This is a genomic window from Qingrenia yutianensis (genome assembly GCF_014385105.1).
GTDB classification, from domain to species: Bacteria; Bacillota; Clostridia; order UMGS1810; family UMGS1810; genus Qingrenia; species Qingrenia yutianensis.
On the sequence record NZ_JACRTE010000006.1, the window covers coordinates 120,674 to 132,975 of the forward strand.

Sequence of the window (12,302 nt, forward strand, 5' to 3'; positions counted from 1 at the left end):
TTTGTCCTCCGAATTAAATAACGCGGTGTCCCAAGCCTATGCCGACTTCGTTTAGGTGAAGCATACCGATTGCAAAAAATATGCACACGCAAAGGTGCTCTTTATACCTTGCAATGCCGATTTTTCCGCCGACGTTAAGCCCGATTGCCTTATCCATAACCTGCGTAATAGCCTCACGCGTTGCACCGATAACGGCGCCCTCCTCACGGTGAGTGCTCGAAATAACTCCCTCGCGCACCGCAGAAACCACCGCGCGCTCAACAATTTTGTTGATGTTGGTTATAAATTCTCCGCCGTAATCGACCGCGGAACACACAAATCCGTCCTTGCTTTTTTCTTCTATGTACTCACGCTCGGCGCTTCTGCCTTTTGTGAGTGCAATGGAAATCGCCGCGGCTGCCACGTCACGGCTGCCGATTTCATTTTCGTTCATAATTTTCTCCTTTGCTGCCATATTACCGTCGGGCGGTAGTCTGATACCGCCTTAAATTTTATTATACAACATTTTTCGCGGATTTACAATACCTTTTCAACTGTTTTTGAGAATTATCCGTCCTACAAAATTTATGCCCTTTGTTATCGGAATTTCGCCGTTTGCCGTTGTAAGATAAAGATTATCGGTCATATCCGAAATTTTAACGGTGTATTTTTCGTTTTTAAGTGCCTTTATCTCTATAACCGACGTGCTTAAGAGTTCAAGCTTTTTTTCGGTTTGGTCAAAGACGTCCACCTTTTCGCCGTTCACCAAAATTTCAAGCTCATTTTTCGGCTCGCCCGACAAAAGCGTGAGCGTCACAACACCCTCGCGGATTGCGTCATCGCCTACCGCCGTGCCTTCAAAAACCTCAATATCGGTAAAATATCCCTTTACAAAAGGAATTTTCAATCCGATCTGCGATATTAAAACCAGTGCAAGCAGTGATATACAAAGCGTTTTAAGCGTTTTGTCAACGTTTATATTTTCGCTTTTTTTCCTTATTTTATCAAAAAATTTATTCATATTCCGCCCTCCCGAAAATATTTCATCACAAGTATATTTTATGAAGAAACGGAAAATAAATTCAAATTATCTATACGTTTTTGCCTGCAAGATAACCTGTCGAAAAGGCAATCTGCAAATTGTAACCGCCTGTATACGCGTCGACGTCGATAACCTCGCCGGCGAAAAACAGTCCGCTTTCAAGCTTGGACTCCATAGTTGACGGGTTTATCTCTTTCACGCACACTCCGCCCGACGTAACAATTGCCTCGGAAACGGGACGGAAATCCTTTATGTTAAGCGGAAAACGCTTTATTGCCGAAACAAGATTTTTTCGTTCGTTCTTTGTTATTTCGTTAACCTTTTTGTGCTCGAAAATCCCCGATTTTTCCGCAACGGGGGCAATCATTTTCTGCGGTAAGAGTTTTGACAGCGAATTTACAAAATCCTTGTTTTTAAATTCATCAAAATCGCGCAAAATGCGCTTGTCCAGCGTTTTTTCGTCCAGTGCCGGTTTTAAATCTATAAAAACCTTACACTCTGACACCCGGTCGGGTTTTATGTGACTGCTCGCGCTCAAAACGAGCGGACCCGAAATTCCGTAATGCGTGAAAAGCATTTCGCCCATTTCGGAAAAAATCTCTTTTTTGCCGTCATATACGCTTAAAACAACATTTTTCAATGACAGTCCCATCATAGGATAAACATTTTCCTTTGTTTCAAGCGGTACGAGCGACGGTTTGGGCGGTATTACGGTATGACCGAATTTTTGAGCGAATTTATATCCGTCGCCCGTCGAACCAGTGGACGGATAACTAACACCGCCGGTTGCGATAACAACTTTGTCGCACAAAAGGCTTTTTTTGTCGGCAAAAATCACTCTCTTTTTGCCGTCCTCGCTTAAAATATCGGCAACCTCGCTGTTGTAAAGTACAACGCCGTTTTTTGCAAGCAGTTTTTTCAGCGCGTTCAAAACATCTTTCGATTTATCGCTTACAGGGAAAATTCTCCCTCCGCGCTCGACTTTTGTTTCAAGACCGAGCTTGTTTAAAAGCCGTATAAGGTCGGCATTTGTGAAAGAATAAAACGCGCTGTATAAAAAATTTGAGTTGCGCGGAACATTTTTGAAAAATTCCTCAATATCGGCATTGTTTGTAATGTTGCAGCGTCCCTTGCCCGTTATGAGAAGCTTTTTTCCAAGCATATTGTTTTTTTCGGTAAGCACAACTTTTTTGCCCCTCGCGGCGGCAACCGCGGCGGTCATCATTCCGGCAGGCCCTCCGCCTATAACGCAAACAACACTCACATTTTCACCCCGTTTATTTTATGTATTTCTCGTAAACCTCGTATTCGTCCCAAATATCCTCAAGTTCGGAAAGCGTTTTTCCGACCTCCTCCTTGCGTTCGATAACAAGCGCGACAATAAGCGCATTGATAATCGAAAGCGGTGCGACAAGCGAATCTACAAACGTTGACATATCGCACCGAGCGGTGAGCGTGTAGCTCGCGTTTTCGGTGATGGGCGAATTTTGACTGTCGGTAATCGCAACAATACTGCTTTTTTTCTCGTGCGCATATTTTAACGCGTTTATCGTTCTGCGCGAATAACGCGGAAAACTAATCGCTACAACGACGTCGTTTTCGCCTATTCTGTAAATCTGCTCAAACGTTTCACTCGCACTGTTTGTGCTTATAATTTTAACATTCGGAAAAATTAAATTAAGGTAAAATCCCAGAAAATTCGCTATGGAATAACAGCTTCTTGCGCCGATAATATAAATATTCTCGGCGTTTAAAATTGTTGACACCGCGCCGTCAAATGCGTCTTTATCAAGCTCCTCACCCGTTTGTTTAAGCTTCTCCATATCCGAAAGAAGCACCGATTTTAAAACGTTCTGCTCATCGATATGCGTCTTTATTATTTCCATTCGCTGAACGGAAGTAAGCTTGTTGCGTATAAGCTCGCGCAGAGCCTTCTGAAGTTTGGGATATCCCCCGAAACCAAGCTCAACCGCGAAGCGGACAACTGTAGACTCGCTCACTCCCACAACCTTGCCAAGCTTTGACGCAGTGATGAACGCCGCTTTGTCATAATGTTTTACAATATAGTCGGCAATTTTTTTGTGACTCTTGCTGAAGGTATCCGACCGTGCCGAAATTTCGGCAATTAAATCTTTCTCCATTTTTAAACCCTCTTATTTTTCTGATAATGTATATGCAGTCAAACACCTCCAATGGACGCCATTGGAGGTGTTTTAAGGTTTGTAATTATCGAGCTATAAATATACACTATCTGTTAATCAAATCTATATTTAAAAACCCTTGCATCGGAATGCCTCAATTAGCACTTTGTAACGTTGGCAGCTTGAGGGCCTTTGTTTCCTTCGATAACTTCAAATTCTACGTTATCACCCTCTGCAAGTGATTTGTAGCCGTCCATTGTAATAGCCGAAAAATGAACAAAAACGTCTGTACCGTCTTCGCATTCGATGAAGCCGTAGCCTTTTTCAGCATTAAACCATTTAACTGTACCTTTTTGCATATCTAAAGTACCTCCTAAAAATTTTACGAGCTTAATTTTTCGCTCAATGAATAGTTTACCATATCGGCAAAAAAAAGTCAAATGTTTTTTTGAAAAACCGTAACTCTTTTTTCATCAAAAAGCGACATTTCCAAAGACCGTTTATTAAAGCTCTATTTCCTTGTAAATAGTGGGAATAACCTTATTTTCAACGTCCAAATCCTCCGCGGTCATATCGTCAAACATTCCCACGTGATACGGTACAACCTTTTTGGCGTTTATTTTTTTTGCAAAACGCGCCGCGTCGGTTTTGTTCATATTGTTTCCCAGTCCGTTTACCGGCATAAACAAAACATCTATACCGTCCGGAATATCGCCGAAAATATCGGTATTATACAGCGTGTCGCCGGTGATGTAGTATTTCTTTTCGCCGTCGTCGATTATAACGCCTATCGGGTGCGGGTCGGAATGTGCGGCAAGCACCGAAGTAAATTTCACGCCGTCCTGCGTCCACTCAGTGTGACGGTTGAATTTAACATAATTCTGATTTTTGTTGCCTATTTTTCTCGCTTCTTCAAAAGCCGCCTCGGGCGCAAGCACGGTAACGCTTTTTTCACCGCAAATATAGTGCACAAGCGTGTCGGGGTCGGTGTGGTCAAGATGGTTATGCGTAAGCACCAGGACGTCGGGAACAATTTTAAGAAAACTTTCGTCCGCCGGCACACGGCGGTAGTTGCGCGGATTAACTCTTACAACGCTGTTTGAAAGATACGGATCTGTCATAATTTTGATTTTGCCATTGTCAAACAAAAGTCCCGCCTGTCCGAGATAAGTAATTTTCATCATATTTGTCAAGTCCCTTCAAAATGTAAAATAATTAAAACAAATCAGCGCACACACGGCGCGCTGATTTGGCTAATTTAATATTCTTAAACGATATAACCGTAAACCTTTTCGGGAAGCTCCGATTTAGCTGCGCTGACTGTGATTGTGAAATTGATGTTTTTATCCTTCGCGATTTTGTCGATTTTTTCTATAAAACCGTCAAGACCTTTAATATCGTCGTCAACAACCTTGAAAAGACTGTCAACAAAAATATGGGTAATATCGTAATTCTGCGAAAGAGCGCCGTTTATAAAGCATATAAACTCATTGTACGTCTTGATTGCATACTCTGCCGCGTCGATAAGGCGAACCGCATAATTGAGCTGGTAAACGTGCCTGTCGCCCGAGTTTATGAACACAACATTTCCGTGCGCGGTGTCAATAGCCTCGTTAACTCTGTCAAGCATCATTTTGGTCTTTCCCGTACCTTTTTTTCCAACGATTAAATTAACCATCAAAATCACTCCTTTTTTTAAATTAAAGCCTCCGAAAGAAATATTTTCCTGATTAAATAATATCATAGCTTTGCACGATATGCAAGGTGTTTTGTAAAAAAGGGAAAAATACGTCAAAAAACACAAAATTTAATACCGATTTTTGTAAAAAAACGCAAAAATTATTGACGCAAAAATACCGCCGAAAAGCATCGGCGGTGTTTTCATTAAGAATTGCGTATTAAATTCTTTGCTATGTAGAAAAATCCACACAGCCTACTCTTCAAGTCCGAAGCTGATTTCAAGAGCCTCGTTCACCCTTGCCATAAGCTCCTCGTCCAGATGTCCGATTTTTTCTTTAAGCCGTCTTTTGTCAATAGTCCGCACCTGCTCGGCAAGAATAACCGAGTCTTTGTTAAGTCCGTACTCGTCGCCCGAAATTTCAATGTGCGTGGGCAGCTTTGCTTTGTTGATTTGAGATGTAACGGCTGCGATAATCACAGTCGGACTGTATTTGTTTCCAATATCGTTCTGGATAACCAAAACGGGTCTTACACCGCCCTGTTCCGAACCGACAACAGGGCTTAAATCAGCATAAAAAACATCGCCGCGTTTTACAATCATTCTTATTCACACTCCGAAAGTTTCTCCTCGTAGCTCTGCTGCTGCTGACAGTCCGCTTCAAAGCAAACACTTGCAAATTCCAAGTTGATTTTCGCCATATCCTCGTAGCCCTTTTTCATCATCTCGGCGTGCTGCTGCTTTTTTCGGTCTTTGATATAAAGCCGCATTGCCTCGCGGATAAATTCACTTCTGTTAACATTTTGCCGTTGTGCAAGCAAATCCACTTCTTCAAGCAGCGAATCGGAAACACTAATCAGTATTTTTTTGTGATGTGCCAAGACAGTCAAGCCCCCTCAACTTCTTTAATATTACTTGAATTTACATATTTATAAGCTTATTTCAGATACTAAAATTATACCCCACACCGCACTGTTTGTCAAATGCAGTTTATTCCAAATTAAGCCCCGTGTATGTAAACCCCGGGAACGCGCTTGCTCAAGCTGCACAACACCTCATAGTTTATTGTTCCTATAATTTCAGCAGTTTCTTCTACGGTAACAGTATTATTACCGCTTTTTCCAAATAATATAACCTCATCACCCAAATTTATATTTTTAAGATGAGTTGCGTCAACCATAAGCTGATCCATACAAACGCGCCCCAAAACCCTGCACCTCTCGCCGTTTATAATGACGTCCGCTTTGTTTGAAAGAAGCCTGTTGTAGCCGTCGGCATATCCTGCCGAAACGGTTGCGATTTTCATTTTTTCCTTTGCGGTAAACGTTCCGCCGTAACTTACGCTCGTTCCTGCCTCCACCGTTTTAATGTGCACAACCCTGCTTTTAAAGCTCATTGCGCTTTCAAGCTTTAACGCATCTTTGTTCACAAAATCCGACGGGTAATAACCGTAAGTTATAATTCCGCTGCGCACCATATCAAGGTGGTATTCGGGAAAATCTATAATTCCGGCGCTGTTGCAGATGTGGCATATGGGAATTTTTATTCCCCTTTTCAAAAGCTCATTTTTTATAAACATAAACTTTTCAAACTGCACTCTGGTAGGCATTTTGTCCGCTTCGTCCGCCTTTGCGAAATGCGAAAACATTCCCTCGATTTCTATGCCGTCAAGCTTTGAAATTTTTATAATTTCCTCCACTGCGTCCTCGCTTGGCAAAAATCCTATCCGTGCCATTCCCGTGTCGATTTTAATGTGAATTTTCGCGGTTTTCCCGAGTTTTTTCGCGGTGTCCGAAAGCTTTTTCGCGGTGTCAAAATCAAAAACCGTGAGCGTGATGTTGTCTTTCACAAGCTCGGCATATTCGTCGCCGAACACCGCGCCGAGAATGAGAACGGGCGTGTTTATTCCAGCTCTGCGGAGCTGTTCCGCCTCGCCGTAGGTTGCAACGCCGAAATAGTCAGCGCCTCCGTCAAACAAAAGCGACTTTGCAACCTCAACCGCGCCGTGACCGTATGCGTCCGCCTTGATAACAGCCAGCAGACGCGTGCCGTCCTTTAAAAGTCCGCGTATGTTTTTTACATTGTTCTTTACCGCGTCAAGTTTTATCTCTTTCCAAACCCTCATTGGTATCCCCTTCTGTATCAAAAACACCGTCTTTGAATTTTTTCACAAATTCAAATCCGTTAAATTTCATTTCAAAAAGTTTTTCTCCGCCTTTTCTGAAAACGGTAAACGATTTCGGTTCAAGCTTTTTTTCGTCCAAAATCATAATTTCCACAAGCTCGTCACCGCTTTTTGTGGAAACGTCGCATTTTATGCTTATGCCTGCACCGCCCTCTTCATAGATGTATCCCGAGCCTTTGCCGGCAATGTACCGCGCAAAAAATTTGTCGGGAAAAATGTGCAGATATTCGTCCTTTTCCTCTTTGACCTTTTCCTTGCCGTTCGTTTTTCCGTTTATAATTACAGCCTCGCCGTCTTTGAAAACGATTTTCAGCTTATCTTCGGGATATTCAACCATACGCGCGCCGTCCTTTTCGGAGCAAAGCGCAAATTTATACGAATTTTCCGTTTTGTTGCTGAAAACCTCAATACTGCCCGACGCGGCGTAGCTTTGCATATCAAGATATTTTTTCTCAAACCGTTCTTCAAACGTCTGCTTTTGAGGCGCGGAGCACCCCGTGAGCACGAGCGAAATCAAAAGTATCGGAAAATATCTTAACTTTTTCAAAAATCAGCCTCCCAAATATTTTAAGGCATAGGCAAGCGTGTTTATAATGTCGGTCGGCGTAAGTCCGTATTCACCGAGACTTTGCGATGCCATATCCGCCGCAAGCGAATGAACGTAAACACCCAAAAGCGCGGCATTTTCTGCGCTCATACCCTGGCATACAAACGAAGTTATAACGCCTGCAAGAACGTCGCCCGTACCGCCCGTCGCCATTCCCGAATTTCCGAGAACGTTTTCAAAAACCTTTCCGTTTTTGAAAACAACCTTTGTTCGGTGCGATTTAAGCACAACACAGACGCTGTATTTTTTTGCAAATTCAACTGCGAGCTGTTCGGCATTATCAATGACATAATCCAAATCTTTGCCGGCAAGACGTGCAAATTCCGCGATGTGCGGTGTGAGAACAATCTCCTGCCTATGGCTTGTTAATACATTTATATTCAAAGCCAGCGCATTTATTCCGTCCGCGTCGATAACAAGCGGTTTTTCGCACTGTTTAACAATATTTTCAACAATATATCTTGTGCCGTCGGTAAGCGACATTCCGCACCCGATAAGGCAGACATTGCATTTTTGCGAAAATTTCAGTATTGCGTCAAATGCGTCTTTTGTCAAAACTCCGTTGTCGTCGCACAAAGGATAGGTCATAACCTCTTTGAGCGTAATTTCAAAAATATTGTTAAGACTTCTCGGCGTGCCGAGCGTTATAAGACCGCTCCCCGTTTTTAAAATCGCCTCGCACGCAAGACGCGCCGCGCCCGTAAAACCCGTGCTTCCGGCAACAGCAAACGCTCTGCCGAACGTGCCCTTGTGCGAATTTTCCGCACGCTTGGGCAAAAGCTTTACAGCTTTTGCAAGCGAGATTATATTCCCATTTTCAACGTCGCTTTTTTGCACCGCAGACACAAAGCGCGTGTGATTTTCGTCAAAATCGGCAAAAACAACCGCTGCTGCCATATCGTTGTCGTGCGAAATTGTGAGCGCAAAATTTTTATCACTGTATGTTTTAAGTATTTCCTTTGCTTTTTCGGAAAATTCAAAAAACGGCTTTCCGAGTTCATCTCTCACAACCGAAATTTCGGTTAACGGCAAACGCGAAAGACCGCAGCCTATCGCCTTTGCGAGCGCCTCTTTTGCACAAAAAGCGCCCGCAACCGTATTGATATTATAGCTGCGGCTCTTAAAATATTCAATTTCTTTTTGTGAAAACAGCTTGTTTAAAAATTCAGTCTTTGACGCTAATTTTTCAAGCCGTGAAATTTTTAAAATATCAACGCCGATTGACATAAACTATGCCTCCGTGCCTTAATAATTTTCAATCTCGCCTTTTAAATGAACGGTTCTCGGCGAATATGTCTTCATTGCCTCAATCATCTTTTGTGGCGGATTGAAAACGAGAGTTTTTTTCTGCCCGTCTTTCGAGAACACCGCATAATAAGCATTTTCGTAATTTCTTGTTCCGAGGTCAAACACGTTCGTGTAATTCTCGCCCTGCTTATACGGCGCAACAATCTCAAATTCTTTCGTCGAAAAGCTCAAAACTCTTTTTCTCTTTCTTTTCGCTATGATTTTGTCAATGTCGATATCGCCGTTTGTGAGAATATATTCATATTCCACATTAAAATGCGTGATAAGAATATACGCGCCGTAAACAACTCCGGCGTCTATGAGCAGAACAAAGCTCGAAAACGGTGTAAACAAAAAGAATAGCGAAAAACCAAGAAGAATTACTGCCAAAATAATCCCCAGCGCCGAAATTGTGAGTTCAACAGGATTTTTTTTCACCTTTACGATATACTCGCAAAAAACGTCCATAACACTTCTCCTAACATTATTTATTTCTTAAAACATTTAAAATATCGTTAAAATAATCGGGAATTTCGCTGTCAAATTCCATATAATCACCCGTCACGGGGTGAACAAACCCGATTGTTTTTGCGTGGAGCACCTGCGATGTGAGGTTAAATTCATTTTTTTTCGGACCGTAAACCGCGTCGCCCAAAACGGGATGACCGATATATTTCAAATGCACCCTTATCTGGTGCGTTCTGCCCGTTTCAAGACGGCAGGTAAGGTATGTGTAATCGCAAAACCGTTCCAAAACCTCAAAATGCGTGACGGCATTTTTTGAATTTTTGCTTGTCACCGCCATTTTTTTGCGCTCGGTCGGGTGACGCCCTATCGGCGCGTCGATAACGCCCCTGTTTGTTTCTATAACGCCGTTTGCAATGCAGATATAGCGCCGTTTTACACTTTTTTCCTTAATCTGTTCGGCAAGCGAAATGTGCGCGCGGTTTGTTTTTGCCACAAGCAAAAGTCCCGACGTATCTTTGTCGATACGGTGGACAATTCCCGGACGGATAACCCCGTTTATTCCGCTTAAATTGCCCTTGCAATGGTACAAAAGCGCGTTTACAAGCGTGCCGGAATAATTTCCCGCGGCAGGGTGGACAACCATATTTTTACCCTTGTTTACCACCAAAAGCTCGTCGTCCTCATACACAATGTCGAGCGGTATGTTTTCGGGTTTAACGTCAAGTTCTTTGGGTTCAAAATCCGAAACCTCCACAACGTCGCCCGTGCAGACTTTATAGCTTACGCGCGCCGTTTCGCCGTTTACGGTAACGCGCCCGTCCTCAATAAGCTTTTGCACCGCAGAACGTGTGAGCGAGTCGATTTTTACGAATTTATCCAATCTCTCGCCGCCGTTTTCGCATACAAGAGTGATTTTATCCATTGCCGTTTTCCTCACTGCTTTCAGCCGTTTTTTCCTTTTTCCGCGCCTTGTCCGCGTCATAATAAAATACAATGTAAACGCAAAGCAAAACCGCGCCGACAACCACACAGCAATCGGCAAAATTGAACACGGGATAGTTTATAAAATCAAGCTTTATCATATCCACAACACTGCCGTGACGGAAAATTCTGTCGAGAAAATTTCCTACCGCACCGGCATAAATAAGCGAAATCGCGAAGTTGAAAATTTTATTCGGCGTGCGTTTTTTTATTATCACAAATGTGAGCGCGATGAGCACAAGAGCGGTGAAAATTATAAAAAAGTACCGTCTGCCCGAAAAAATGCCCCAAGCCGCGCCCGTATTTTTAATGTAAGTAAACGATAAAATACCGCTTATAACGTTTATGCTTTCTTCAAACGGAATATTTTTCACCGTTAAAGCCTTTGTAAGCTGGTCGGCTATAACAAGCACAACCGACAAAATAACGTAAAGCACAAAACCGCCTCCTTAAAACGCCGGATTATGCATTGGCAAGCTTTTCAATTCCCTTTTTAATTCTCGCAACAGACTCATCTTTGCCGAGAATGTAGCCAAGCTCGATAGCTCCGCCGGGTGTGAATGCCTTTCCGCTCAGTGCAACGCGGAGCGGCCAGAGAATTATGCCGTTTTTAACGCCGAGTTTTTCGATAAGCGCAAAGAGTGCATTATGAATGTTTTCCTCTGTCCAATCCGAAATTTCTTCAAGCACGGGAAGCGAATTTTTAAGGCTTTCAAGCGAATTTTCGGGATTGGTTTTCATCTTTTTGTGCGTGTAGAGCGAAATGTCGTATTCGGGCAAAGCGTCGATAAAGTCGATTTGCTCGGGAATATCCGAGAATTTTTCGCATCTGTCGTGTAAAAGACGCGCAAGTTCCGTTTTGTCAACGTCCTTTTTAACCGCTTTTTCAAAATACGGATTTGCTTTTTCCAAAAATTCCTCAACCGTCATTTTTCTTATATATTCGCCGTTGAGCCAGCTTAATTTTTTCTCATCGAAAACGGCAGGCGATTTGCTTATGCCGTCAATGCTGAAATTCTCGATAAGCTCGTCCATTGTGAATATTTCTTTATCTCCCCCGGGACTCCAGCCGAGAAGCGCGATATAGTTTATAATCGCGTCTTTTAAGTATCCTTTGTTTATAAAATCCTCATACGACGCGTCGCCCTCGCGCTTTGAAAGCTTTTTGCCGTTTTCTTTGATAATCGGCGAAACGTGAATGTATGTCGGAATTTCCCAGCCGAACGCCTGATACAAAAGATTGTATTTCGGTGTGCTCGAAAGGTATTCGTTGCCTCTTATAACGTGGGTGATGTGCATTAAATGGTCATCAACAACGTTTGCAAAATTGTAGGTCGGAAGTCCGTCCGATTTCAGAAGAACGTTATCGTCAAGCGTTGAATTTTCAACCGTGATTTTGCCGAAAACCGCGTCCTCAAAGCTTGTTGTGCCGTGAGGGTCGATTTTTTGTCTTATAACATACGGAACGCCCGCTTTAAGCTTTTCCTCGATTTCTTCTTTTGAAAGACCGCGGCAGCAGCCGTCGTATTTCGGCGTCATTTTGTGCGCAAGCTGTGCCTCTTTGAGCTTGTCAAGACGCTCTTTGTCGCAGAAACAGTAGTATGCACCGCCAAGCTCAACAAGCTTTTCGGCATACTCTTTATAAATATTTCTTCGCTCGCTCTGAATGTACGGACCGTAATCACCGCCCACATCCGGACCCTCATCGTGCTTAATTCCCGTTTCTTTAAGCGTTCTGTAAATCAAATCCACCGCGCCGTCAACATATCTTTCCTGGTCGGTGTCCTCAATTCTCAAAATATAATCTCCGCCCATATGCTTTGTTAAAAGATAAGCATAAAGCGCCGTTCTCAAATTTCCGATATGCATATATCCCGTAGGACTCGGTGCAAAACGGGTTCTAACCTTTGACATTTATATCTTTCCCTTCGTTT

16 protein-coding genes are annotated in these 12,302 nt (G+C 43.0%); all 16 read right to left on the bottom strand.

Annotated elements, in window-relative coordinates:
- Nucleotides 1-13: 13 nt before the first annotated feature.
- The 16 genes from H8706_RS06820 to gltX all read right to left on the bottom strand — a co-directional run bounded on the left by H8706_RS06820 (nucleotide 14) and on the right by gltX (nucleotide 12,282).
- Nucleotides 14-433 (bottom strand): HutP family protein, encoded by a 420-nt coding sequence (locus tag H8706_RS06820; protein ID WP_178348388.1) that lies wholly within the window; start codon nucleotides 431-433, stop codon nucleotides 14-16.
- A gap of 96 nt (nucleotides 434-529) precedes the next feature.
- Nucleotides 530-1,000: a hypothetical protein gene (locus H8706_RS06825; RefSeq protein WP_262432036.1), complete on the bottom strand. Its 471-nt coding sequence runs from the start codon at nucleotides 998-1,000 to the stop codon at nucleotides 530-532.
- A gap of 70 nt (nucleotides 1,001-1,070) precedes the next feature.
- Nucleotides 1,071-2,285, bottom strand: a complete 1,215-nt coding sequence (locus H8706_RS06830) for a BaiN/RdsA family NAD(P)/FAD-dependent oxidoreductase (protein ID WP_262432037.1) — start codon at nucleotides 2,283-2,285, stop codon at nucleotides 1,071-1,073.
- A 13-nt stretch (nucleotides 2,286-2,298) separates the two neighbouring features.
- Nucleotides 2,299-3,162 (bottom strand): MurR/RpiR family transcriptional regulator, encoded by an 864-nt coding sequence (locus tag H8706_RS06835; protein ID WP_178348385.1) that lies wholly within the window; start codon nucleotides 3,160-3,162, stop codon nucleotides 2,299-2,301.
- A 158-nt stretch (nucleotides 3,163-3,320) separates the two neighbouring features.
- Entirely contained in the window at nucleotides 3,321-3,521 is a 201-nt protein-coding gene (locus H8706_RS06840) for a cold shock domain-containing protein (protein WP_178348384.1), read from the bottom strand.
- A 144-nt stretch (nucleotides 3,522-3,665) separates the two neighbouring features.
- Nucleotides 3,666-4,346, bottom strand: coding sequence for an MBL fold metallo-hydrolase (locus H8706_RS06845; protein WP_262432038.1), 681 nt, complete (start codon nucleotides 4,344-4,346; stop codon nucleotides 3,666-3,668).
- A gap of 83 nt (nucleotides 4,347-4,429) precedes the next feature.
- Nucleotides 4,430-4,840 (bottom strand): twitching motility protein PilT, encoded by a 411-nt coding sequence (locus H8706_RS06850; RefSeq protein ID WP_262432039.1) that lies wholly within the window; start codon nucleotides 4,838-4,840, stop codon nucleotides 4,430-4,432.
- 255 nt (nucleotides 4,841-5,095) lie between these two features.
- Nucleotides 5,096-5,443 carry a type II toxin-antitoxin system PemK/MazF family toxin gene (locus tag H8706_RS06855; protein ID WP_262432040.1) on the bottom strand — a complete coding sequence of 116 codons (348 nt, stop codon included), beginning with the start codon at nucleotides 5,441-5,443 and terminating at the stop codon, nucleotides 5,096-5,098.
- Between the two features lie 2 nt (nucleotides 5,444-5,445).
- Nucleotides 5,446-5,721, bottom strand: a complete 276-nt coding sequence (locus tag H8706_RS06860) for a CopG family ribbon-helix-helix protein (RefSeq protein WP_262432041.1) — start codon at nucleotides 5,719-5,721, stop codon at nucleotides 5,446-5,448.
- A 119-nt stretch (nucleotides 5,722-5,840) separates the two neighbouring features.
- Nucleotides 5,841-6,965, bottom strand: a complete 1,125-nt coding sequence (gene alr, locus H8706_RS06865) for an alanine racemase (protein WP_178348379.1) — start codon at nucleotides 6,963-6,965, stop codon at nucleotides 5,841-5,843.
- A complete protein-coding gene (locus tag H8706_RS06870) occupies nucleotides 6,937-7,572 on the bottom strand; it encodes a hypothetical protein (protein WP_178348378.1) in 636 nt (211 codons plus the stop codon). The genes alr and H8706_RS06870 overlap by 29 nt, the downstream gene beginning before the upstream one ends.
- 3 nt (nucleotides 7,573-7,575) lie before the next feature.
- Nucleotides 7,576-8,859, bottom strand: a complete 1,284-nt coding sequence (locus H8706_RS06875) for an NAD(P)H-hydrate dehydratase (RefSeq protein WP_262432042.1) — start codon at nucleotides 8,857-8,859, stop codon at nucleotides 7,576-7,578.
- Between the two features lie 18 nt (nucleotides 8,860-8,877).
- A complete protein-coding gene (locus H8706_RS06880; protein ID WP_262432043.1) occupies nucleotides 8,878-9,387 on the bottom strand; it encodes a DUF6106 family protein in 510 nt (169 codons plus the stop codon).
- A 16-nt stretch (nucleotides 9,388-9,403) separates the two neighbouring features.
- On the bottom strand, nucleotides 9,404-10,309 hold the full coding sequence (locus H8706_RS06885; RefSeq protein WP_178348375.1) for an RluA family pseudouridine synthase: 906 nt from the start codon (nucleotides 10,307-10,309) through the stop codon (nucleotides 9,404-9,406).
- A complete protein-coding gene (lspA, locus tag H8706_RS06890; protein ID WP_262432044.1) occupies nucleotides 10,302-10,805 on the bottom strand; it encodes a signal peptidase II in 504 nt (167 codons plus the stop codon). The genes H8706_RS06885 and lspA overlap by 8 nt, the downstream gene beginning before the upstream one ends.
- Before the next feature lie 25 nt (nucleotides 10,806-10,830).
- The gene (gene gltX, locus H8706_RS06895; RefSeq protein WP_262432045.1) at nucleotides 10,831-12,282 is read right to left on the bottom strand and encodes a glutamate--tRNA ligase; all 1,452 of its coding nucleotides are present in this window, start codon (nucleotides 12,280-12,282) and stop codon (nucleotides 10,831-10,833) included.
- Nucleotides 12,283-12,302 lie beyond the last annotated feature (20 nt).

Excerpts from the sequence above, each read along its gene's own strand:
- H8706_RS06875 (WP_262432042.1), bottom strand. The coding sequence starts at position 8,859 with ATGTCAATCGGCGTTGATATTTTAAAAATTTCACGGCTTGAAAAATTA.
- H8706_RS06820 (WP_178348388.1), bottom strand. The coding sequence starts at position 433 with ATGAACGAAAATGAAATCGGCAGCCGTGACGTGGCAGCCGCGGCGATT.
- gltX (WP_262432045.1), bottom strand. The coding sequence starts at position 12,282 with ATGTCAAAGGTTAGAACCCGTTTTGCACCGAGTCCTACGGGATATATG.
- H8706_RS06845 (WP_262432038.1), bottom strand. The coding sequence starts at position 4,346 with ATGATGAAAATTACTTATCTCGGACAGGCGGGACTTTTGTTTGACAAT.
- H8706_RS06880 (WP_262432043.1), bottom strand. The coding sequence starts at position 9,387 with ATGGACGTTTTTTGCGAGTATATCGTAAAGGTGAAAAAAAATCCTGTT.
- H8706_RS06855 (WP_262432040.1), bottom strand. The coding sequence starts at position 5,443 with ATGATTGTAAAACGCGGCGATGTTTTTTATGCTGATTTAAGCCCTGTT.
- alr (WP_178348379.1), bottom strand. The coding sequence starts at position 6,965 with ATGAGGGTTTGGAAAGAGATAAAACTTGACGCGGTAAAGAACAATGTA.
- H8706_RS06825 (WP_262432036.1), bottom strand. The coding sequence starts at position 1,000 with ATGAATAAATTTTTTGATAAAATAAGGAAAAAAAGCGAAAATATAAAC.
- H8706_RS06835 (WP_178348385.1), bottom strand. The coding sequence starts at position 3,162 with ATGGAGAAAGATTTAATTGCCGAAATTTCGGCACGGTCGGATACCTTC.
- H8706_RS06885 (WP_178348375.1), bottom strand. The coding sequence starts at position 10,309 with ATGGATAAAATCACTCTTGTATGCGAAAACGGCGGCGAGAGATTGGAT.
- H8706_RS06840 (WP_178348384.1), bottom strand. The coding sequence starts at position 3,521 with ATGCAAAAAGGTACAGTTAAATGGTTTAATGCTGAAAAAGGCTACGGC.
- H8706_RS06850 (WP_262432039.1), bottom strand. The coding sequence starts at position 4,840 with ATGGTTAATTTAATCGTTGGAAAAAAAGGTACGGGAAAGACCAAAATG.